Annotated in this window: 19 protein-coding genes and 4 tRNA genes; 3 read left to right on the forward strand and 20 right to left on the reverse strand. The window is 59.8% G+C overall.

The features are described 5' to 3' along the window. The 17 genes from tuf (FJ248_00005) to FJ248_00085 all read right to left on the reverse strand — a co-directional run bounded on the left by tuf (FJ248_00005) (position 1) and on the right by FJ248_00085 (position 17,614). A complete protein-coding gene (tuf, locus tag FJ248_00005; protein ID MBM4119276.1) occupies positions 1–1,206 on the reverse strand; it encodes an elongation factor Tu in 1,206 nt (401 codons plus the stop codon). A gap of 28 nt (positions 1,207–1,234) precedes the next feature. Beyond that, positions 1,235–3,316 carry an elongation factor G gene (gene fusA / locus FJ248_00010; GenBank protein MBM4119277.1) on the reverse strand — a complete coding sequence of 694 codons (2,082 nt, stop codon included), beginning with the start codon at positions 3,314–3,316 and terminating at the stop codon, positions 1,235–1,237. Between the two features lie 125 nt (positions 3,317–3,441). Next, positions 3,442–3,912 carry a 30S ribosomal protein S7 gene (gene rpsG / locus FJ248_00015; protein MBM4119278.1) on the reverse strand — a complete coding sequence of 157 codons (471 nt, stop codon included), beginning with the start codon at positions 3,910–3,912 and terminating at the stop codon, positions 3,442–3,444. A gap of 23 nt (positions 3,913–3,935) precedes the next feature. Then, on the reverse strand, positions 3,936–4,307 hold the full coding sequence (locus FJ248_00020; protein ID MBM4119279.1) for a 30S ribosomal protein S12: 372 nt from the start codon (positions 4,305–4,307) through the stop codon (positions 3,936–3,938). Positions 4,308–4,416: 109 nt separating this feature from the next. After that, a complete protein-coding gene (gene rpoC / locus FJ248_00025; protein ID MBM4119280.1) occupies positions 4,417–8,592 on the reverse strand; it encodes a DNA-directed RNA polymerase subunit beta' in 4,176 nt (1,391 codons plus the stop codon). A 25-nt stretch (positions 8,593–8,617) separates the two neighbouring features. Beyond that, entirely contained in the window at positions 8,618–12,583 is a 3,966-nt protein-coding gene (gene rpoB / locus FJ248_00030; GenBank protein MBM4119281.1) for a DNA-directed RNA polymerase subunit beta, read from the reverse strand. Positions 12,584–12,673: 90 nt separating this feature from the next. Then, complete coding sequence (locus FJ248_00035; GenBank protein ID MBM4119282.1) at positions 12,674–13,609, reverse strand: 50S ribosomal protein L7/L12; 936 nt, start codon at positions 13,607–13,609, stop codon at positions 12,674–12,676. Positions 13,610–13,628: 19 nt separating this feature from the next. Further along, positions 13,629–14,324: a 50S ribosomal protein L1 gene (locus FJ248_00040; GenBank protein MBM4119283.1), complete on the reverse strand. Its 696-nt coding sequence runs from the start codon at positions 14,322–14,324 to the stop codon at positions 13,629–13,631. A gap of 23 nt (positions 14,325–14,347) precedes the next feature. Then, on the reverse strand, positions 14,348–14,770 hold the full coding sequence (rplK, locus tag FJ248_00045) for a 50S ribosomal protein L11 (protein MBM4119284.1): 423 nt from the start codon (positions 14,768–14,770) through the stop codon (positions 14,348–14,350). Positions 14,771–14,804: 34 nt separating this feature from the next. After that, positions 14,805–15,356, reverse strand: coding sequence for a transcription termination/antitermination protein NusG (gene nusG, locus FJ248_00050; protein ID MBM4119285.1), 552 nt, complete (start codon positions 15,354–15,356; stop codon positions 14,805–14,807). A 2-nt stretch (positions 15,357–15,358) separates the two neighbouring features. Further along, a complete protein-coding gene (gene secE / locus FJ248_00055) occupies positions 15,359–15,553 on the reverse strand; it encodes a preprotein translocase subunit SecE (GenBank protein MBM4119286.1) in 195 nt (64 codons plus the stop codon). Positions 15,554–15,594: 41 nt separating this feature from the next. After that, a tRNA-Trp gene (locus FJ248_00060) sits at positions 15,595–15,669 on the reverse strand. Positions 15,670–15,710: 41 nt separating this feature from the next. Continuing rightward, positions 15,711–15,860 carry a 50S ribosomal protein L33 gene (gene rpmG / locus FJ248_00065; GenBank protein MBM4119287.1) on the reverse strand — a complete coding sequence of 50 codons (150 nt, stop codon included), beginning with the start codon at positions 15,858–15,860 and terminating at the stop codon, positions 15,711–15,713. Positions 15,861–15,893: 33 nt separating this feature from the next. Then, positions 15,894–17,099, reverse strand: a complete 1,206-nt coding sequence (gene tuf, locus FJ248_00070; protein ID MBM4119288.1) for an elongation factor Tu — start codon at positions 17,097–17,099, stop codon at positions 15,894–15,896. Positions 17,100–17,270: 171 nt separating this feature from the next. Then, positions 17,271–17,346, reverse strand: a tRNA-Thr gene (locus FJ248_00075). A 64-nt stretch (positions 17,347–17,410) separates the two neighbouring features. Continuing rightward, a tRNA-Gly gene (locus FJ248_00080) sits at positions 17,411–17,485 on the reverse strand. A 43-nt stretch (positions 17,486–17,528) separates the two neighbouring features. Then, positions 17,529–17,614: transfer RNA gene (locus FJ248_00085), tRNA-Tyr, on the reverse strand. A 309-nt stretch (positions 17,615–17,923) separates the two neighbouring features. On the opposite strand from FJ248_00085, the gene FJ248_00090 reads away from it, so the two are divergent. After that, on the forward strand, positions 17,924–18,187 hold the full coding sequence (locus FJ248_00090) for a DUF4321 domain-containing protein (protein ID MBM4119289.1): 264 nt from the start codon (positions 17,924–17,926) through the stop codon (positions 18,185–18,187). Positions 18,188–18,193: 6 nt separating this feature from the next. On the opposite strand, the gene uvrB is transcribed toward FJ248_00090, so the two are convergent. Next, positions 18,194–20,206 carry an excinuclease ABC subunit UvrB gene (gene uvrB, locus FJ248_00095; GenBank protein MBM4119290.1) on the reverse strand — a complete coding sequence of 671 codons (2,013 nt, stop codon included), beginning with the start codon at positions 20,204–20,206 and terminating at the stop codon, positions 18,194–18,196. 60 nt (positions 20,207–20,266) lie between these two features. Between uvrB and FJ248_00100 the strand changes: the two genes are divergently transcribed. Continuing rightward, the gene (locus FJ248_00100) at positions 20,267–20,467 is read left to right on the forward strand and encodes a hypothetical protein (GenBank protein MBM4119291.1); all 201 of its coding nucleotides are present in this window, start codon (positions 20,267–20,269) and stop codon (positions 20,465–20,467) included. Between the two features lie 115 nt (positions 20,468–20,582). Here FJ248_00100 and FJ248_00105 read toward each other — a convergent pair whose 3' ends face one another. Continuing rightward, on the reverse strand, positions 20,583–20,837 hold the full coding sequence (locus FJ248_00105) for a hypothetical protein (GenBank protein MBM4119292.1): 255 nt from the start codon (positions 20,835–20,837) through the stop codon (positions 20,583–20,585). A 294-nt stretch (positions 20,838–21,131) separates the two neighbouring features. Here FJ248_00105 and FJ248_00110 point away from each other — a divergent pair, with 294 nt between their 5' ends. Continuing rightward, entirely contained in the window at positions 21,132–21,605 is a 474-nt protein-coding gene (locus tag FJ248_00110) for a hypothetical protein (protein ID MBM4119293.1), read from the forward strand. Here FJ248_00110 and FJ248_00115 read toward each other — a convergent pair whose 3' ends face one another. Then, positions 21,606–22,937 (reverse strand): CCA tRNA nucleotidyltransferase, encoded by a 1,332-nt coding sequence (locus FJ248_00115; protein MBM4119294.1) that lies wholly within the window; start codon positions 22,935–22,937, stop codon positions 21,606–21,608. Positions 22,938–23,042 lie beyond the last annotated feature (105 nt).

The following is a 23,042-nucleotide window of genomic DNA, read 5'->3' on the forward strand; positions in this document are numbered from 1 at the left end:
TTAGGCCAGGATTTCTGTAACGACGCCGGAGCCGACGGTCTTGCCGCCCTCGCGCACTGCGAAGCGTAGCCCCTGATCCATGGCCACCGGGCTGATGAGCTCGCCCGTCACCGTCACGTTATCCCCCGGCATGACCATCTCCACCCCCGGGTTGAGCTCCACGACGCCCGTGACGTCGGTTGTCCGGAAGTAGAACTGCGGCCGGTAGCCCTTGAAGAAGGGGGTATGACGGCCGCCCTCTTCCTTGGTGAGTACGTAGATCTCGGCCTTGAACTTCGTATGTGGGGTGATGCTCTTGGGCTTGGCCAGCACCATGCCTCGCTCCACGTCTTCCTTCTTGGTGCCCCGGAGCAGCACGCCGATGTTGTCACCGGCCTGCCCCTCGTCGAGCACCTTGCGGAACATCTCCACGCCGGTCACCACCGTGGTCTGGGTGGCCCGGAACCCCACGATCTCGATTTCGTCGCCCACCTTGACAATGCCCCGCTCGCAGCGCCCCGTTACCACGGTGCCGCGGCCGCTGATCGTAAAGACGTCTTCGATGGGCATCAGGAAGGGCTTGTCGACCGCCCGCTGGGGGGTCGGGATGTAGGTATCGATTGACTCCAGGAGTTTCAGGATGGCAGGCACGCCCAAGGGGCCCTGATCGCCCTCCATGGCCTTGGTGGCCGAGCCCGTGATGATAGGAGTCTTGTCCCCCGGGAACCCGTACTTGGTAAGCAGTTCGCGGACCTCCAGTTCGACCAGCTCCAGAAGCTCCTTGTCGTCCACCTTGTCGGCCTTGTTGAGGAACACGACAATGTAGGGGACGCCCACCTGGCGGGCCAACAGAATGTGCTCGCGGGTCTGGGGCATGGGCCCATCGGCCGCGCTGACCACGAGAATCGCCCCGTCCATCTGGGCCGCCCCGGTGATCATGTTCTTGACGTAGTCGGCGTGCCCCGGGCAGTCCACGTGGGCATAGTGCCGCTTGTCGGTCTCGTACTCCACGTGGCTGATGGCAATCGTCATGATCTTCGTCGCATCGCGCCGGCCCTGGCTCTCGCTCGCCTTGGCCACCTGATCGTAGCTCACGAAGGTCGCCATGCCCTTGTCCGAGCAGATCTTCGTCAACGCACTGGTCAACGTCGTCTTGCCGTGGTCCACGTGCCCGATCGTCCCGATGTTCACGTGCGGCTTCCGCCGCTCAAACTTGCCCTTCGCCATGATGTCCCTCGCTCCTCTTCGCTAAATTCTACTCGCCGCGGTTCTTGGCGACGATTTCATCCGCAATCTGTCTTGGCACTTGCTCGTACCGGTCAAATTCCATGCTGTAGGTGGCCCGGCCCTGCGTGCGGGACCGGAGGTCCGTCGCATAGCCAAACATGGTGCTCAGTGGCACCGCCGCATCGATCGCCTGCGAACCCGCACGCACCTTCATGCCATGAATCTTTCCGCGCCGGCCGTTTAGGTTGCCGATGATGTCCCCCATAAATTCCTGCGGGACCAGCACTTCCACCTTCATGATCGGCTCCAGCAGCACCGGATCGGCCCGCTTGCAGGCATCCTGGAACGCCATGGAACCAGCGATCTTGAACGCCATTTCGTTCGAGTCCACATCGTGATATGACCCGTCAGTGAGTGTCACACGCACGTCACGCATTGGATAGCCGGCCAGCACGCCTGTTTCCATTCGTTCCTTGATGCCCTTTTCGATCGCCGGGATGTATTCCCTCGGAACGGCGCCCCCGACGATCTTATTGACGAACTCGAATCCCTTGCCCGGCTCCGACGGCTCGACCGTGATGCACGCATGGCCGTACTGGCCGCGTCCACCGGTCTGCTTGATATATTTACCTTCCGCATCGGCCGGACGCCGGATGGTTTCACGGTACGCCACCTCAGGCTTGCCGACATTAGCTTCGACCTTGAACTCGCGCAGCATGCGGTCCACGATGATTTCCAAGTGCAATTCGCCCATGCCCGCGATGATCGTCTGGCCAGTCTCCTCGTCGGTCTTGACCCGGAACGAGGGATCTTCCTGCGCCAGCTTCTGGAGCGCCACTGCCATCTTCTCCTGATCGGCCTTCGTCTTGGGCTCGATCGCCATCGCGATGACCGGCTCCGGAAATTTCATCACTTCCAGCAAAATGGCGTTCTTCTCGTCGCTCAGTGTATCGCCCGTCGTCGCGCCCTTGAGCCCGACAGCCGCAGCGATGTCGCCGGCGTAAACCTCGGTGATTTCCTCGCGTTTGTTCGCGTGCATCTTCAGCAAGCGCCCAATTCGCTCGCGGGAATTCTTGGTCACATTCAGCACCGACGTCCCCGTTTTGAGTGTGCCCGAGTAAACACGGAAGAACGTCAACTGACCAGCGAAGGGATCGGTCATGATCTTGAAAGCCAGCGCGGAAAAGGGCTCACTGTCGCTAACCGAGCGCTTGATCTCCTTGTCCGCCCCTGGCTCGACCCCGACCACAGGCGGAATGTCCAGCGGCGAGGGCAAATAATCCACGACGGCGTCCAGCAATTGCTGCACGCCCTTGTTCTTGAACGCCGAGCCGCAGATCACGGGCGTGATCTGCATCTTGATCGTCCCCGCACGAAGCGCCCGCATGACCTCTTCAACTGAGAGCGCCTGACCGTTCAGATATTTTTCCATCGCCTGATCATCGAACTCGGCCACCGCATCAAGCATCTTCTCGCGATATTCCTTGGCCTGGTCGGCCAGGTTGGCCGGGATGTCTCGCACTTCGTATTTTGCACCAAGCGTCTCGTCGTCATAGAAGAACGCCTTCATCTGCACAAGATCGATCGAGCCACGGAATTCCGCTTCACGTCCGATCGGAATCTGGATTGGCACCGGCTTGGCCCCCAAACGCTCCACCATAGACTTCACGCTGGCGTAAAAATCCGCGCCGATGCGGTCCATCTTGTTCATGAACGCGATGCGCGGCACGCTGTACTTGTCCGCCTGCCGCCAGACCGTCTCGGACTGCGGCTCCACGCCCTGCACAGAATCAAACACCGCCACGGCTCCGTCGAGCACCCGCAGGGACCGCTCCACTTCAATCGTAAAATCCACGTGGCCGGGCGTATCGATGATGTTGATGCGCTGGTCCTTCCAGAAACAGGTGGTTGCGGCCGCCGTGATCGTGATGCCGCGTTCCCGCTCCTGCTCCATCCAGTCCATCGTGGCGGCGCCGTCGTGGACCTCGCCCATACGGTGCGACACCCCGGTGTAGTACAGGATGCGCTCCGTGGTCGTGGTCTTCCCGGCATCAATGTGCGCCATGATGCCGATGTTCCGCGTCCGGTCTAATGGTGCCTGCCGTGCCATATGCCTTCCAATTCACACCCTAAAAACAACAATGCTGCAACATCGAGCCACTTCGGTCGCTGCGGCGACTCGGACCCACCGATGCCTTCGCAGCGTGGCCCAACTGCAGCACGGGCAAAACGACGCTACCAGCGATAATGCGCGAAGGCCCTATTCGCCTCCGCCATGCGATGTACGTCTTCCCGCTTTTTCACCGACGCGCCGGTGTTGTTGGCCGCGTCGAGTAATTCTCCGGCCAGCTTCTCGGACATACTCCTGCCGCCTCTGGCCCTTGAATATTCAGCGATCCAACGGAACGCCAGCGCCATGCGACGGACCGGACGAATTTCCACCGGAACCTGGTACGACGCCCCACCCACGCGGCGCGACTTGACTTCCACCGCCGGCTTCACGTTGTCCACCGCAGACCGGAAGACTTTGAGCGGATCTCCGCCTGTCTTTTCCTCTACCAGATCAAAGGCGCCGTAACACACTCGCTCGGCCGTGCTCTTCTTCCCCTTTGACATTAGGACATTGATAAACTTGGTCACCATCTTGTCGTGATAGCGCGCATCCGGGTTTACGTCACGCTGTCCAAATATTCTGTGTCTCGGCATAGCTCGGTTCCGATTTCGTAATCTTACTTGGGCCGCTTGGCGCCGTACTTCGACCGCCCCTGCTTGCGATTGGCCACACCGGCGGCATCGAGCGTACCCCGGACAATGTGATACCGAACGCCCGGCAGGTCCTTCACGCGGCCTCCGCGCACGAGCACGATCGAGTGCTCCTGGAGATTGTGCCCCACGCCTGGGATGTACGTCGTCACTTCCATCCCGTTCGTAAGCCGTACGCGTGCCACCTTCCGAATAGCCGAGTTCGGCTTCTTCGGCGTCGAGGTATAGACGCGGACGCACACCCCCCGCCTCTGCGGACACCGCTTCAGCGCAGGGCTCTTGGTCTTGCTCTGCGACAGCACCCGTCCATGACGCACGAGCTGATTAATGGTCGGCATTCTCTACCTTAAGGCCCTTCAGTTTTTCCAGAAAATCTAAAAAGCGCAAAGCCGCCGGATTATAAAGAGGAAGTCCGCTTCTGTCAAGCGACGGTTTCCGCTTCCAAACTTACTCTCCCGAACCGCTTTCCCCTGTGGCTCCGTCGTGCCCAATGCCGACCGCCTCCTTCTCCAGTGCCAGCGGTTCGTCTTTTGGGCTGATCACGAAGGTATCCCGGTATTCGGCGAAACCGGTGCCGGCCGGAATCAGCCGCCCGACGATCACGTTCTCCTTCAGGCCCATCAGCATGTCTTCGCGGCCGTTGATCGCCGCCTCGGTCAATACGCGCGTGGTTTCCTGGAACGAAGCCGCCGAAATGAAACTGTCCGTTGTCAGCGCCGCCTTGGTGATGCCCAACAACACCGGCTTGCCGACCGCCGGCGTGCCGTCCTTGGTCAGTACCCGCTCGTTCTCATCCTCGAACGCGAACTTATGCACCTGACTGCCGGGCAGGAATTCCGTATCCCCAGTATCCTCAATGCGGACCTTGCGCAGCATCTGCCGCACGATAATCTCGATATGCTTGTCGTTGATGGACACTCCCTGCAGCCGGTAGACATCCTGCACCTCGTCCACCAGATACTTCTGCAGCTCCTTCGGTCCAAGCACGTCGAGGATGTCATGCGGATTGGCCGACCCATCCATCAGGGGCTCGCCCGCACGCACCCAGTCGCCCTCGTGCACGTTGACGTGCTTGCCCTTAGGGATGAAGTACTCCTTCACATCCCCAACCTTGTTGTCCACCATGACCTTGCGCATACCCTTAACGAACCCGCCATAAGACACTTCTCCGTCGATCTCGCTGATAACCGCCTGCTCCTTCGGCTTGCGTGCCTCGAAAAGTTCGGCCACGCGCGGCAGACCACCGGTGATATCTTTGGTCTTAGTCGTTTCGCGTGGAATTTTTGCCAGCACGTCGCCCGGATGCAACGTTGCGCCCTTTTCCACGAAAATGTGAGCGCCCACCGGCAACAGATATCGCGCCACGGACCCGGTCGACGACACCTTTGCGGTTTTGCCGCCATCATCCTTGATGGAAATGCGCGGTCGCAGCGTCGTGGCTCCAGTATGCTCAATGACCACTTTACGCGAGAGCCCGGTGACCTCATCAAACTCTTCCTTCATTGTGACGCCCTCGACGATATCGCCGAACGCCACTCTGCCACCGACCTCCGTCAGGATTGAGAGCGAGTAGGGATCCCACTCGACCAGTTTTTGACCGAGCGTGACGCTACCGCCGTCTTTCAGCTTGATCCTGGCACCATAGACCACGGGATACTTTTCACGCTCCCGGCCGTTCTCGTCGTAGATGGCAATCTTGGCATTGCGATTCATCACGACCCACTCGCCTTCCTTGTTCTTGACCGCGATGCCGGCGTTGTGCACGTCCGCATTCTTCTTCGCATCGAAGCTCATGTACTTCATGCTCCCGGCATGCTTCGCTTCGAGTACTGTTTGTTCAACGACCTTGCTGGCCGTACCGCCGATGTGGAAGGTCCGCATCGTGAGCTGCGTGCCCGGCTCGCCAATGGACTGCGCGGCAATCACGCCAACTGGCTCTCCGCGCTCGACCAGGCGGCCGCGGGACAGATCGCGCCCATAGCACTTCCTGCACACGCCCCGGCGCGCCACACAAGTCAGCACTGACCGGATCTTCACCCGGTCCACGCCGGCCTCGACGATGCTCTTCGTGCGCTCCTCGTCAAGCTCCTCGTTCGCCTTGATGATGATCTCGCCTGTGAGCGGATCGTGCACGTCCTCTGCCGCGATGCGTCCGAGAATACGATCTTCGATCGGCTGGATGATCTCGCCGCCCTCAATGAGTGCCGTCACTTCAATGCCATCGGTCGTTCCGCAATCGTCCTCATTGATGATGACGTCCTGTGCGATGTCGACCAGCCGGCGCGTCAGATAGCCGGAGTTTGCTGTCTTCAACGCGGTGTCGGCCAAACCCTTCCGGGCGCCGTGCGTCGAGATGAAGTACTGCAGTACGGTCAGCCCTTCGCGAAAATTCGCCGTAATCGGCGTCTCGATGATTTCACCGGAGGGCTTGGCCATTAATCCGCGCATCCCGCCTAACTGGCGGATCTGCTGCGAACTCCCGCGTGCGCCCGAATCGGCCATCATGAAAATGGGGTTGAATGCTTCGGGTGCCGTCGCGGCGCCACCTGCGCCCAGTTCCTTCATCATCTCGTTGGCCACCTGCTCCGTGACGTGGGCCCAGATGTCGATCACCTTGTTGTACCGCTCGCCGTTGGTGATCAGCCCCTCGGCATACTGCTTTTCAATTTCGTTGACCTCTGTCTGGGCCTTTGAGATCAGGCTCTCCTTCTTGGCCGGAATGTGCATATTGTCGATGCAGATTGACATGCCCGCCTTGGTCGCGTAGGCGAACCCGATGTCTTTGATGCGGTCCAGCAGCATCACGGTGTCCTTGTGGCCAGCCTGCCGGTACACCGCGTCAATGAGCTTGGTCATCTCCTTCTTGGTCATCAGCTGATTGGCGCAGGAGAACGGCATGGACGGAGGCAGGATCTCGCTCAGCAGAACCCGCCCAACCGTGGTCGACACCATCGCGTTATTAATCCGTACCTTGATCCGAGCGTGCTCCTCCGCTTCGCCCAAATCATAGGCCATCCGTACTTCCTTCGGTGATGCAAAGACCTTGTTTTCACCCTTGGCGCCGGCCCGCTCCTTGGTCAGCCAGTAACAACCAAGCACCATGTCTTGAGACGGTACCGCGATTGGCCGGCCGTTCGCAGGCGACAGGATGTTATTGATCGACATCATCAGTACGCGCGCCTCGACCTGCGCCTCTGCTGACAGCGGCACGTGGACCGCCATCTGGTCGCCGTCGAAGTCCGCGTTGAACGCCGCGCAGACCAGCGGATGCAGCCGGATAGCCTTCCCCTCGACCAGAACGGGATCGAAAGCCTGAATGCCCAACCGGTGCAGCGTTGGCGCCCGGTTCAGGAGGACCGGATGCTCGCGAATGACCTCGTCGAGCACATCCCACACTTCCGGACGTTCCTTCTCGACAAGCCGCTTGGCGCTCTTGATCGTTGTGGCCGCGCCGCGCTCTTCCAGCTTGTGGAAGATGAATGGCTTGAAAAGCTCAAGCGCCATCTTCTTCGGCAGACCGCATTGATTGAGCCGCAGCTCGGGGCCCACCACGATGACAGACCGCCCCGAATAGTCCACGCGCTTGCCAAGCAGGTTCTGACGGAACCGGCCCTGCTTGCCCTTGAGCATGTCGCTCAGCGACTTGAGCGGACGCTTGTTCGGCCCGCGGATGGCGCGGCCGCGCCGGCCGTTGTCGAATAGCGCGTCCACCGCTTCCTGCAGCATGCGCATTTCGTTTCGGATGATCACCCCCGGCGCGCGCAGCTCCATGAGGCGCTTCAGACGGTTGTTCCGATTGATCACACGTCGATAGAGATCGTTCAGATCCGAGGTCGCAAATCGCCCGCCGTCGAGCGGCACGAGCGGACGCAGTTCCGGCGGCAGCACCGGGACGACATCCATCACCATCCACTCGGGCTTGTTCCCGGACCGGCGGAACGCCTCCAGCACTTTCAGCCGCTTCGCGTATTTCTTCTTCAGCGTGGCTGACAGCACTCCCTTGGCCTTGGCCTGCAGATCGGTCCACTCCGCATCGATATCCACCTTTCGCAGCAGCTCACGGATCGCTTCCGCGCCGATGCCTGCCTTGAAGGCGCTCGAGCCGTGCTCGGCCTGCAACTCCCGGAGCTTGTCCTCAGCCAGCAGATCTTTTTCCTTGAGCCCCTTGATGCCACCTCCGTCCACAACCACATAGCTTTCGAAGTAGAGCACCTTTTCGAGATGCTTGAGGCTTATGTCGAGTAGCGTCCCGATGCGCGACGGGACGCCCTTAAGAAACCAGATGTGTGCGACCGGCGCGGCTAATTCAATATGTCCCATGCGCTCGCGGCGCACTTTCGACTGAACGACTTCAACACCGCACTTGTCGCAGACGATGCCGCGGTGCTTCATCCGCTTATACTTACCGCAATTACACTCCCAATCCTTGGTCGGCCCGAAAATCTTGGCGCAGAACAGACCATCCTTCTCAGGCTTGAAGGAGCGGTAGTTGATGGTCTCCGGCTTCTTCACTTCGCCGTACGACCACGACCGAATCTTATCCGGCGACGCGATGCGGATACGCATGGCGTCAAACGACACGGAGTCGCGCGGTTTTTCGAACAGTGTGTAGATGCCTTCCAAGGTCAGGCCCTCCTCAATGAGGTCGTCAGTCTTTGCCCTTGATCAACTCAACGTCCAGCCCGAGGCTCTGCAATTCCTTCACAAGCACGTTGAAGGATTCCGGAAGACCGGGCTCCAGGAAATTCTCGCCTTTCACGATTGCCTCGTACATGCGCGACCGGCCTGGCACGTCATCCGATTTCACGGTCAGGAACTCCTGCAGCGTCGACGCCGCGCCATAGGCCTGCAGCGCCCACACTTCCATCTCACCAAGCCGCTGTCCGCCAAATTGAGCCTTCCCGCCCAGCGGCTGCTGCGTGACCAGCGAGTAGGGCCCGATCGAACGCGCGTGGATCTTGTCGTCGACCAGGTGATGGAGTTTCAGCATGTACATGTACCCGACGGTCACCGGGCTCTTGAACGCCTCACCGGTCCGACCGTCAAAGACCTCGGATTGCCCACTCGACGGTAGCTTGGCCCTCTTAAGCAGCTCTTTGATCTCTTTCTCAGACGACCCGTCAAACACCGGGCTCGCGACATGCAAGCCCAACGCCCGCGCCGCCCAACCGAGGTGAATCTCGAGAATCTGTCCGACGTTCATACGCGAGGGAACGCCAAGCGGATTCAGCACGATGCCGACGGGTGTGCCGTCCGGCAGATAGGGCATGTCCTCTTCCGGCACGATGCGCGACACGACCCCCTTGTTGCCGTGACGGCCGGCCATCTTGTCGCCGACCGACAGCTTGCGCTTCATCGCGATGAAAACCTTGACGAGCTTGATGACGCCGGGCGGCAGCTCGTCGCCGCGCTTCAGACGCCCAACCTTCTCGTCGTACAGTGTTTGGAGAATTTCGCTCTGCTCTTTCGCATGCCGCTCGATCTCCTCGAGCGCCTTCTGCTCTTCCGGATCACTGAGCATGATGTGTCGGATGTGCTCGTCCGAAAGCTTCTTCAGAATCTCTGCCGTCAGCTTGCCCTTCTTCTTCAGAATGACGTCGCCGCCATCCGGATCCATAAGATCGCGCCCGACAACCTTGCCCAGCAGGAGCTTGCGAACCTTTTTGTGTTTTTCCTCTTCAATAATGCGCAGCTCGTCCTGGTGGTCGTGCTGCAGCTTCATCACGTCGTCACTCTCGATGCTCTTGGAGCGCTCATCCCGCTCGCTCCCCTTGCGGGAGAAGATCTTCACGTCCACCACAATGCCTTCGACACCTGGAGGCACTTGAAGCGATGTGTCTTTGACATCCCCAGCCTTCTCGCCAAAGATTGCCCGGAGGAGTTTTTCCTCTGGCGTGAGCTGCGTCTCGCCCTTTGGCGTCACCTTGCCGACCAGAATGTCCCCTGGCTTAACCTCAGCACCGATCCGGATGATGCCGCTCTCATCGAGGTTACGCAGGGCCTCATCGCCCACGTTCGGAATGTCGCGCGTGATATCTTCCTTGCCCAGCTTCGTATCGCGGGCCTCAACCTCGAATTCCTCGATGTGAATCGAGGTGAACACGTCCTCGCGCACAAGCTTCTCGTTGATCAGGATCGCGTCCTCGAAGTTGTAGCCACCCCAGGGCATGAACGCCACCAACACGTTCTGCCCCAACGCTAGTTCGCCATGATCCATGGCCGGCCCGTCCGCCAGCACCTGGCCGCGCTTGACCGGTTGGCCCACGCGCACGACCGGCTTCTGCGTGATGCAGGTGCTCTGGTTGGACCGCTGGAACTTCACCAGGTTATAGACATCCAGCAACGAATCCCGCCGCCGGCTGCTCTCGCCCTTTTTCGGCTCCGCGCGGACGACGATTTTCGTCGCATTCACGCTCTCGACCACACCGGTCCGCTTTGCCTGCACGACATAGCCGGAATCCCGCGCCACAACCGCTTCCATACCGGTCCCGACGAAGGGAGCTTCCGTGCGCACCAGCGGCACGGCCTGCCGTTGCATGTTGGACCCCATCAGCGCGCGGTTAGCGTCGTCATGCTCGAGAAACGGCACCAGCGCCGTCGCCACGCTAACAACCTGCTTGGGCGACACATCCATATACTCGATCTTGTCCGGCGTGGCCGTGATAAATTCACCGCCATAGCGCGCTGACACGGTCTCCGATATCAGCCGGTCCGATCCGTCCAGTCTCGAGTTTGCCTGTGCGATGTAGTACTTCTCGCCCTCAATCGCGGAGAGATATTCGATCTCGTCGGACACACGGCCCTTCTTGACCTTCCGGTAGGGCGCCTCGATAAAGCCAAACTCGTTGATCCGCGCGTAGGTCGCCAGCGACGTGATCAGACCGATGTTGGGACCTTCCGGAGTCTCGATTGGACAGATGCGGCTGTAGTGGGACGGATGTACGTCGCGCACTTCGAATCCGGCACGCTCGCGCGTGAGACCGCCAGGGCCTAGGGCCGAGAGGCGCCGCTTGTGTGTGATTTCTGCCAGCGGATTTGTCTGGTCCATGAACTGCGATAGCTGGCTGCTGCTGAAAAATTCCTTGATCGCCGCCACAACCGGCTTCGCGTTGATCAGGTCATGCGGCAGCACCGTTTCCATGTCGAGCAGGTTCATCCGCTCCTTGATGCTGCGCTCCATCCGAACGAGACCGAGCCGGAATTGATTCTCCAACAGCTCGCCGACAGACCGTACGCGGCGGTTGCCCAAGTGATCGATGTCGTCGATCTCGCCCTTGCCCAGTTTGAGGTTAACGAGATAACGGATCACCTCGACAATGTCCTGCGGGGTCAGCGTCCGCTGCTCCAGCGGGAAATCCAGCCCGAGCTTCTTGTTGAGTTTCAGCCGGCCGACCTGCGACAGATCGTACCGCTTCGAGCTGAAGAACAGGCCGTCGAACAACACGCGTGCCGTTTCGATCGACGGCGTCTCGCCGGGCCGAAGGCGCTTGTAGATCTCAACCATCGCCTCTTCTTTGGACCCAGTCTTTTCCATTTCAAGGGTGCCCAGAATCACCGGCGTTGTCGTGACGCTGTCCAGATAGATGACCTTGAAGCTCTCGATGTGACTCTCGGCGATCTTTTCCAGCAGCGCAGGCGTGAGCTTGGAATTTTTTTCGAGAATTTTTTCTTTACTCTTCGGGTCGGTCAGATCCGTCAACACGGCGCGGCCCACCAGCTCAGCGGGGTCGACCGGAATGTCCTTCACTCCGGCGGCTTTGGCGCGCGTGATCAGCGCCTTGGTTAGTTTCCCGCCCTCGCGCACGATAACCTCACGGCTGCCCTTCTCGGTAATTTCCACCGAACAGCGCAAGCCGTGGTGCACATCGGGGTCCAGTTTGCGGAGAAACTTCCCCTTCGAGACATGCACTTCCTCGATAGGGTAGTACATTTTGAGCAGATCGTCCGTGGAAAACCCGAAGGCCTTTAGCAGGATGGTCGCGGGCATCTTCCGGCGCCGGTCGATGCGGACGTAAAGGATGTCGCGGGCGTCGAACTCGAAATCGAGCCAGGAACCCCGATAGGGGATGATGCGGGCGGAATAGAGCACCTTGCCGCTGGCGTGGGTACGGCCCTTGTCGTGTGTGAAGAACGCGCCCGGCGAGCGGTGCAACTGGCTCACCACGACCCGCTCCGTCCCGTTGATGATGAAGGTGCCGCGCTCAGTCATCAGTGGCAGCTCGCCGACGTAGACCTCCTGCTCGCGAACGTCGACCACCTTCTTTTTCGGACTTTTGTCCTCCTTGTCCAGGACCACCAGGCGGATACGGAGCTTGAGCGGCACAGCATAGGTCATACCCTGCTCCAGGCATTCCCGTACGTCGTATTTTGGCGCGCCCAGCAGATAGCTCGTGAATTCCAGCACCGCCGTGTTGTTGTAATCGCCGATGGGGAACACGCTGGCTAGCGCGGCCTGGAGCCCCTTGTCCTCCCGCCGGTTCGGCTCGGACTCCATCTGGAGAAACTGCTCGTAGGAGCGCTTCTGGATTTCGATCAGATCCGGAATGTCGATGTTGGTCCGGATCTTCGAAAAATCCAGTCGGTCGAACATTCCGTTTGCAGTCGAACTCGACATGATGAAACCCCTCTCCTGCTTATCGCGACACGGAGGACACCCGTCCGGTCAGACGGGTGCCACCCGCACGTCCGCACACTGGGTCCGTTGTTACTTGATTTCGACCTTGGCGCCGCTCTCTTCGAGCTTCTTCTTCATCGTGTCGGCTTCTTCCTTAGCCACGCCGGTCTTAACCGGTTTCGGCGCGCCCTCGACGAGATCCTTTGCCTCTTTGAGGCCCAGGTTGGTCAGTTCCCGCACGACCTTGATGATCTGGATCTTCTTGTCCGCCGGCGCGCTGGCAAGCACAACATCGAACGACGTCTTCTCCTCAGCTGCCGCCGCCGCACCGCCGCCAGCCGCAGGCGCCGCCGCCACGGCCACCGGCGCCGCCGCCGTCACGCCAAAGCGGGTCTCCAGCCCCTTGACCAGCTCCGAAAGCTCGAGCACGCTCATGCTCTCGATCGCCGCGATGAATTCCTCTTTAGACAACTTGCTCTGTGTCGCTGACATAGCCCCGTCTCCTTTCTTCGTACCCTGAATGGCTGCCAATACTCTCACCACCTGTTCTACCACCCCGTTCAACGTATAGACCAACCCGCGCACCGGTCCCTGCATCGTCGACAGCAGCATCGACAGCAGGACTGTCTTTGCTGGCAGGTTAGCAATCGCCGCGATCTGGGACGGCTGGAGTAGCTTGCCCTCCAGCACGCCCGCGGCGATCTTGATCTTCTCATCACGCTTTTCCCCCTTGAGAAAATCGCGCAATACCTTGGTCGGCAGGGCCGGATCGTCATAGCCGATCACCAACGCCATCGGCCCCTTGAAATACGGCTTGGCGTCGATGAGCGACGTGCCGTCCACCGCCCGCGCGGCCAGCGTGTTTTTGACCACTCGCAGTTCCGCCTTCGCACCGCGGAGCTGCTTACGCAGTTCCGTGATGTCGTTCGCCGGCAGGCCGGAGCACTCGGCCATCACGGCCAGCCTGGCCCGCGAGAACCTTTCGTGCAGCTCGGCAACTGCCGCGGATTTCTCTTCTTTTTTCATACCCTCCGCCTCGCTTCCGTTATGCTTCCCACTGCTTGGCGATCGCCACCGGATCCAGCTTCACGCCGGGGCCCATCGTGCTCGACAGCGTCGCGCTCCTGAGATACCGCCCTTTCACTGAGGCCGGCCGCGCCTTCATTACCGACTCCAGAATTGCGCTGGCATTATCGTGGAGCTTCAGCGCATCAAACGACACCTTCCCGACCGGCACCTGCACGATCCCGGCCTTCTCCGTCTTGTACTCCACGCGGCCCTTGCGGATTTCTGAGACCGCCTTGCCCACCTCAAACGTCACAGTGCCGGTCTTGGGATTTGGCATGAGTCCGCGCGGCCCCAAGACCTTACCGAGCTTGCCGACCGCGCCCATCAGATCGGGCGTTGCAATGGCCTGATCGAACTCCATCCAGCCATTTTTCACCTTCTCGATAAGATCGTCGCCGCCCACATGGTCGGCGCCCGCTGCCCGGGCTTCCTGCTCCTTCTCACCCTTCGCGAAGACCACCACGCGGACCTGCTTACCGCTGCCATGCGGCAGCACCGTCGTACCACGCACCATCTGGTCCGACCGCTTAGGATCGATGCCGAGCCGGAGCGCCAGATCGACTGATTCGTCAAACTTGGCATAGGCCGCCTGCTTCACCAGCGCCGCCGCATCTTTCAGGTTGTAGAATTTGGGCTCGACCTTTTTGCGAGCCTCGTTCATTTTCTTGCCCATCGTCGTGCTCCCGTTAATCCGTGCTACTGAATCGTGATGCCCATGCTGCGCGCCGTCCCGGCCACGATGTTGATCGCGCCCTCGAGATCGGCGGCGTTAAGATCGGCCATTTTTTTCTGTGCAATCTCCTTCAACTGCGCCTGCGTGATTTTCCCCACCTTATCTTTGTGCGGGACGCCCGACCCCTTGATGATCCCGGCAGCCTTTTTCAGGAGATCCGACGCTGGGGGCGTCTTCATGATAAAGGTAAAGCTGCGGTCTTTATAGACCGTGATGACAACCGGAATGATGCTGTCGCCTTCCTTCTGGGTCTTGGCATTGAACTGCTTGCAGAACTCCATGATGTTCACGCCGTGCTGACCGAGCGACGGCCCCACCGGGGGAGCCGGATTTGCCTTCCCCGCCGGAATCTGCAGCTTGATCTGTGCCTGTACTTCCTTCGCCATGCCCTCTCCTTACTCGTCCGAATTCTAAAACTGCCTAGATACGCTCCACCTGTATGAAGCTGAGCTCAACCGGTGTGGATCGCCCAAAGATGCTCACCAGCACCTTAACCCGATTGTGCACGTCGTCCACCTCATCCACGTGCGCATTGAAGCCCATGAACGGGCCATCGATGATGCGCACGTTGTCGCCCTTGATGAACTTGAACTGCTCACGCGGCGCTGCCGTGCCGACATCTACTACCTGTTTAAGCATCGACTCCGCTTCTTCTTGCGACAGCGGGACTGGACGCGTGCCACCCCCGACGAATCCCGTCACCTTGGGCGTTTCCTTGATCATCTGGACAGTTTCGTCGGTCAACGGGGATTCCAGCTCAATCAACACATAGCCAGGGAAAAACTTCCGCCGCGAGGACCGGCGCTTGCCGTCCTTGATCTCAATCACTTCCTCGGTCGGCACCAGCACCTGCCCCAGACTATCCTGCCGGCCCATCTGGTTCGCGCGCTCGATGAGACTGGCCTTCACCCGGCCTTCAAACCCGGCGTAGGTGTGGAGCACGTACCACTGCCTAGCGACTGTGTCCGTCATGCTCAGATCACCTTTCCAACTAGCCAGACGAGAAACGCGTCCATCACCGACAGGTAGACAGACATGATGACGCAGAACACGATCACCACCATGGTCGACCCCATCGTCTCGTGACTTGTGGGGAATGAGACCTTCTTGAGTTCGCTCTTAACGTCGCCGAAAAACTCGACGATCGCCAACCTTAATCGCGTGAACATGCGCTTCCCTACTTCCTGCTTCGCTCGCTCGATGCCTCGATTGGCAGGGGCACTAGGATTTGAACCCAGACTTTCGGTTTTGGAGACCGACGTGCTGCCATTAACACTATGCCCCTTCACGCCCGCCCGCCGCCCATCCGCACTGGCGCACGCTCGCTTACTTTACTTCCTTATGGGGCTGGTGCTTTCGGCAAAACCGGCAATACTTATTGCGCTCGATCCGGTCTGGGTCGTTTTTCTTGTTCTTCATGGTCGAGTAGTTCCGCTGCTTGCAGATCGTACACGCCATGGAAATGATGTCCCGCATCGGCTAATGCCTCGCTTCGTTCGAAGGTTCGTCTTAGGCCAGGATTTCTGTAACGACGCCGGAGCCGACGGTCTTGCCGCCCTCGCGCACTGCGAAGCGTAGCCCCTGATCCATGGCCACCGGGCTGATGAGCTCGCCCGTCACCGTCACGTTATCCCCCGGCATGACCATCTCCACCCCCGGGTTGAGCTCCACGACGCCCGTGACGTCGGTTGTCCGGAAGTAGAACTGCGGCCGGTAGCCCTTGAAGAAGGGGGTATGACGGCCGCCCTCTTCCTTGGTGAGTACGTAGATCTCGGCCTTGAACTTCGTATGTGGGGTGATGCTCTTGGGCTTGGCCAGCACCATGCCTCGCTCCACGTCTTCCTTCTTGGTGCCCCGGAGCAGCACGCCGATGTTGTCACCGGCCTGCCCCTCGTCGAGCACCTTGCGGAACATCTCCACGCCGGTCACCACCGTGGTCTGGGTGGCCCGGAACCCCACGATCTCGATTTCGTCGCCCACCTTGACAATGCCCCGCTCGCAGCGCCCCGTTACCACGGTGCCGCGGCCGCTGATCGTAAAGACGTCTTCGATGGGCATCAGGAAGGGCTTGTCGACCGCCCGCTGGGGGGTCGGGATGTAGGTATCGATTGACTCCAGGAGTTTCAGGATGGCAGGCACGCCCAAGGGGCCCTGATCGCCCTCCATGGCCTTGGTGGCCGAGCCCGTGATGATAGGAGTCTTGTCCCCCGGGAACCCGTACTTGGTAAGCAGTTCGCGGACCTCCAGTTCGACCAGCTCCAGAAGCTCCTTGTCGTCCACCTTGTCGGCCTTGTTGAGGAACACGACAATGTAGGGGACGCCCACCTGGCGGGCCAACAGAATGTGCTCGCGGGTCTGGGGCATGGGCCCATCGGCCGCGCTGACCACGAGAATCGCCCCGTCCATCTGGGCCGCCCCGGTGATCATGTTCTTGACGTAGTCGGCGTGCCCCGGGCAGTCCACGTGGGCATAGTGCCGCTTGTCGGTCTCGTACTCCACGTGGCTGATGGCAATCGTCATGATCTTCGTCGCATCGCGCCGGCCCTGGCTCTCGCTCGCCTTGGCCACCTGATCGTAGCTCACGAAGGTCGCCATGCCCTTGTCCGAGCAGATCTTCGTCAACGCACTGGTCAACGTCGTCTTGCCGTGGTCCACGTGCCCGATCGTCCCGATGTTCACGTGCGGCTTCCGCCGCTCAAACTTGCCCTTCGCCATAACTCACGCTCCTTCGTGACTCACCCCAAAAAAAATTAGCTGCAATCCAAATTCAGGTTCTTCGCCGGCAGCACCATCTTCCACTCAACCCTCAAAACACTTGAGGGCGTCTTCCGCTGGCTTAATCACGATACAGCCCAACTTAGCCAGAGGCTCGAGCGAAGCTTGGCATGGAGCCCACGACGCGGATCGAACGCGTGACCTCGTCCTTACCAAGGACGTGCTCTGCCAACTGAGCTACGTGGGCCACCGCCTCACACACCGTCATACGCGAACGCGCGCCACTAATTTCCGCTTCGCGTCTTCCAAGTTGGAGCGGGCGATGGGATTTGAACCCACGACAGCCAGCTTGGAAGGCTGGAACTCTACCACTGAGCTACGCCCGCCCTTGTGCTTTCCGCTGCAAACTCTAGGCGTCAAGCTGGGGCGTGGTGGGCAGGCAAGGATTCGAACCTTGGAAGACATAAGCCAGCAGATTTACAGTCTGCCCCCGTTGGCCACTTGGGTACCTGCCCGCTGATTCACGCCTCCGCCACATTTCTCAGACGCAACCGCATTGACTCAGAAACAAAAACAGACCACCCCACAGGCAACACACCGATCTTCCGCCAACCAGAAAACAGGCGGCTTAGCCAGGATGATCCAAAATTTATTTTTAGAAACGCCGAATTATATGCGGCGAGCCATTTCTTGTCAAGCTCATTATTTTAGCAAAGAACGCCTTCAATGGCGGGAGCATTTTCTTGACTTCCGAAGGGCCTTTTCGCTATCGTGTCGCGCGGTTCGGATTGTATTGGCAACTGGACAGGCTACGGACAGAGCTCATGAGAAAATCGCCCTGGATGCTGCTGCTCTTTATCCTCATCGGGGGATTGCTGGGAGGCATTCTTGGAGAGATTCTTCGGGTGATGGCCCCGCAGGAAGGCACAATTCAGCGGATCTTCACAACTGCCCTGACACCTGGTGTTGATCCGCCCCTCGTCATCAATTTTATTTTACTAAAAATCACCGCCGGCTTTACGCTCAAAATGAACCTGCTGACCTTCCTCGGCATGTTCCTGGGCGTCTACCTCTATAAACAAATCTGAACGAGATTACCCAACTTCTTTAAGATCAAGGTCCTGCTTCTTCAAGGCACGAATCCGATCCCGTAATTCCGCCGCCCGTTCGAATTCCAGATTCTTTGCCGCTGTTTTCATCTCGGCTTCAAGCCGCTGGATCGCCAGCTGGACATTACCCGGCTTCCCAGAATCAGCCATGGGCTCTGCCGCCAGCGGAAAATCATGGTAGTCCGCCTGGGCCGTCTGGTATTCAAGCTCTGGAATGAGTTTCCGGACGCTCTCCGGCGTGATGTTGTGCTTGCGGTTGTATTCCTCCTGAATTCGCCGACGGCGCGCGGTTTCCTCCATCGCCTGCTTCATGGACGCAGTCACCGTATCTCCATAAAAAATGACCCGTCCGGCACTGTTCCGTGCCGCACGTCCTGCGGTCTGAATCAGTGACCGGTGCGATCGTAGATAGCCCTCCTTGTCCGCATCTAGAATAGCCACGAGGCTCACCTCGGGCAGGTCGAGGCCCTCGCGTAACAGATTGATCCCGACCAGCACATCGAATGCCCCCGTGCGCAGGGCGCGGATAATCTCCGCCCGTTCGAGCGTTTTGATGTCCGAATGAAGATACCGTACCCTGATGCCAAGGTCGTGGTAGTACTCGGTCAGGTCTTCCGCCATGCGCTTGGTAAGCGTTGTGACCAGGACGCGATGGCCCCGCGCAGCCTCTGCGCGTACCTCGCCGAGCAGATCGTCCACCTGCCCTTTCGCGGGTCGCACCACAATATCGGGATCCATCAGGCCGGTCGGCCGGATGATCTGCTGGACCACCTTTCCCTTCGCCTGCTCCAATTCGTAGGGCCCGGGCGTCGCCGAGACGTAGACGACCTGATTAAGACATTTCTCAAACTCGTGAAACTTCAACGGACGGTTGTCCACAGCTGATGGCAGGCGGAACCCGAATTCCACAAGTGTCTTCTTCCGTGAATAGTCCCCCTCATACATGCCGCCAACCTGCGGGATAGTCGCGTGCGACTCGTCCACGACGAGCAAAAAGTCCTTTGGAAAATAATCAATCAGGGTCGGCGGGGGCTCGCCCGGCGCGCGCCCGCTGAGGTGACGTGAGTAATTCTCGATGCCATGGCAGTAGCCCATCGCCCGGACCATCTCGACGTCAAACCGCGTGCGCTGCTCGAGACGCTGCATTTCGACCAGCTTGCGCTCTCGCTTCAATTCGGCCAGCCGCTCTGCCATTTCCTTTTCGATGCCATCCAGCGCCCGCTCGTAACGGTCCGGTGCGATGAGATAGTGCGTGTTGGGATAGATGGGCACCTTGGGCAGCCGCTGGAGCGATTGCCCTGTCAGCGGATCGATTTCGTGGATCGCCTCCACCGTGTCGCCAAACAGCTCAACACGCACTGAATTAGCCTCAGACGACGCCGGAAAAATTTCGATGACGTCGCCTCGCACGCGGAACGTCCCGCGGTGGAAATCCACGTCATTGCGCTCGTACTGGATCGCCACCAGCTTCTCCAGAATCTGCTCGCGACGGATGTTCCTGCCCTCCTCCAGATGCAGCAGCATGTCGTGGTACACCTCCGGCGAACCGAGGCCGTAGATGCAGGAGACTGAGGAGACGATCACCACGTCGTTGCGCTCCAGCAGCGCACGCGTGGCCGAGTGCCGCATTTGATCGATCGCATCGTTGATCGACGAATCCTTAGCGATGTAGGTGTCTGTCGAGGGAATGTAGGCTTCCGGCTGATAGTAGTCGTAGTAGCTGATGAAGTATTCGACTGCGTTGTGCGGGAAAAACTGCCGAAACTCCTGATAGAGCTGCCCGGCCAGTGTCTTGTTGTGGACCAACACGAGCGTCGGCTTCTGCACCCGCTCGATCAGATTAGCCATCGTAAAGGTCTTGCCGGAACCGGTGACGCCCAACAAGACCTGGTGCTTCGTACCAGCTTCGATCCCGCCCGTCAGCTTCGCGATTGCCTGTCCCTGGTCACCACAGGGCTTGAACGGCGCTTCGAGTTTAAAAGGACGTCTGCTAGTCACTTTGGCATCTTAGCACAGCGGTTTCGTGACAGTCCCCGTCCGGCCACTTACGACTCAGGTATGATCTTAGCGGCCGCACGACTGCGCGCCCTCTTTTTCGTAAGCCTTCTGATAATCTGGGCGGGCGGCTCCGCGCAAGCCCAGATCGTGCTCGACGGCGCCCTCACGTCCTCATTACTTGCCACCGCCACGGCGGTGATCGCCGCGCCATCCACTGAGGGCGGCACGGACGCATCCGCGATCCCCTGGTGGCACCTTTGACGGCCAGAAGCAAAACGTCCAGACAGACCGTCCCCCCGCAGCTAACGGCGAGGATGACACCCGCCTCGAGCAGCAGAGCGCACGCAACCACCAGCAGTCAGTAGCGACTCATGTCTTATTTGGAGAAAGGCTTGTTCGGAGACGTGATCTGCACGATGTCCTGGACACGGCGATCGCGCGCCTCGCGAAGCGCCTGGCGGCGCTTCCACCGATCCAGCGTCCACCAGCGGAGTTGCTTTGAGAAGGTCATGGGCGGGGGCGGTACGTTGCCGGCCGACTGGTGCTGAAAGTCGTAGCCTTGTGCCCCTTCGCGGTTGCGAAAGAACCGGTCGTAGAGGTGCTCGTAGAGTCCCTTGGAGGAATCCGCCATGGTTTAGGCTCTCAGTTGGGCGCGCATCCTACCGTGACCCGCGATGCGATGCAACGGGAGACCCCTTGGAGGGGTTGACTTGGCCCGTTTCAAGCTTATTTAAGTTGCATGTCGCAAAACAATGCCCCCAAAAACCTTAGTTTTGACGAACACAAAGCGGCCGAAGCCGCATTTGCTGGCCGCCCCCTTGATCCATCTTGGTCAAATTCCGCCCGAACGGTTTATGAAGGCATTCTAGCGGCCCGAGGCCTTCCCATTCCGGAGCCTGTTACGCCTGACAGTACATCAGCGGATGTGGCACCCGCGCCGTCACAAGCTAAACAGTCGGCTGCGGAATTGGACTCCACCGATGTAACGGTTTCTGACGACCCGCCCGCGTTGAAGATCCTCTCGCGTGAAGACGCGTTGCGAGCCGGCGCACTAATTGATGTTACTCCGATCGCGCACAAGCTGGGATTGAAACTCCCGGTCGGCTTTTCGCGGCCCCTGTGGGAGCTCGGCATCACGGCCGCCCACAAGGTGCCTGAGGCGGAATTTGAGGGCCGCGTGCGCGACGTCCTCGCGGCTTTTCGGATTCGTCTGGCGGTCACACCCACGGCTAGTCCACTGATCGAATTTCCGGCGCTACTGGCCTTCCCGCCAGATCCAGTACCGCAAACCTGCCTCGTGTTCGCCGTCGCCCAGCCGGACATGAACGCGCCCGTGGCGCTCACATTCCTTCTGCCGGGCGAAGTCTCGACCAGCGTCCTTCCGTTGGGCAAAGAATAATTACAGCCGGGCGAGTTTCGCTACCAGCTTCAATTCGTCGGCTTTGCTTCGCACGACCCCGTCCAGGCGGGCATCCAGCAAACGAGTCAGAATCTTTTTATAGGCCGGTCCGGGCGTGAGCCCCAGCGCCTTGAGATCGGCGCCTGTCACGGACAGCTTGACATCACGATACTGGGAGCGATAGTCCAGCAGCCGCTTCCGAACGGCCTCGGATGACGCCCTGGCGATTAGAAGACACACCGTCTCATCCGCCAGACCATCCAGCGCTCGATAGATTGCGCTCGGTTTGGGCGCAGGCCGTTTTGCCAACCCGCGCAGAATCGTAGCCGCTCTGCCGTGGCCGGCCATGACCTGTCCCACGTCACGTGCTGGCAGCGCCAGTCGCTGCATCATGTCCTGCACGGCGTTGGGAGTCAGCCCCTCGACCAGCGCCATGAAATAGACCAGCCAGAGATTGTGCGGCCCGCCCGTCTCCATTTTACGGCACCGGTCGACTGCCGCGCGCACCATCTCAAACCGCCGCGCCATGCCCGATGTCCAGATCAATTTTGGATGGACGAACCGCAGCAGCTTCAGCACGCCCAGCCTTGCCAGAGCCTTCTCCGGCTGCGCCTCCAACAGGATGAGACGCAGTTCGTTGCACAGCCGTTGACCGGACAGGTGCCCGGGCAGGTCCTGCCGCCCGGCTTCCACGCAGTGGCGCAATGTTTCCCCGTCCATCCGAAAACCCAGCCGCGCTTCCAAACGGACGGCGCGAAAAATCCTCGTCGGATCGTCCAAGAAACTTTTCGCATGCAGGGTCCGCAACCGTCTGGCTTGCACATCCCGCTGCCCGCCGAAGAGATCGACTAGCTCACCGAATCGACGCGCGTTGAGCCGGATGGCCATGGCATTGACCGTGAAGTCGCGTCGAAAGAGATCCTGCATGATCGAACCGGACACGACTTGGGGCAGGGCCGCCGGCTGAGCATAGGTTTCGCTGCGGGCTGTGGCCACATCCAGCGTCAGCTCGTCCGGCAACGTGATTGTCGCGGTGCCGAAGGCGTGATGGGCCTGCACGGTGCCATCTAGTTCGCGCCCCACGAGTTTGGCAAAAGCAATCCCGTCCCCCTCAACAACGACGTCAATGTCCGCCGATGTCTTGCTCATCAAAAGATCGCGCACGAAGCCGCCCACCGCGTAGGCAGGCAGCCCCATCTCATCGGCCAGACGGCCGGCCGTTTGCAGCAGGATGAACCCGCGTGCCGACATTTGTGAGATCATCCGATCCCCGAGGGTGGCCGGCATCGGCCAAACCGGTGCGCTAGCAGCAGGACGTGTGGTGGTCGGCATGGCCTAATTGTAACAGGAGCACGATCTCAAGGTAATACCAAAGGGCTTGCTGCCCCCCCCCAAATGTTAGGCCACTGTCCTAGAGTCATGCGCACACCGGCTGCG

This window comes from Nitrospira sp., from assembly GCA_016873435.1.
In the GTDB taxonomy this organism is placed as follows: domain Bacteria; phylum Nitrospirota; class Nitrospiria; order Nitrospirales; family Nitrospiraceae; genus VGXF01.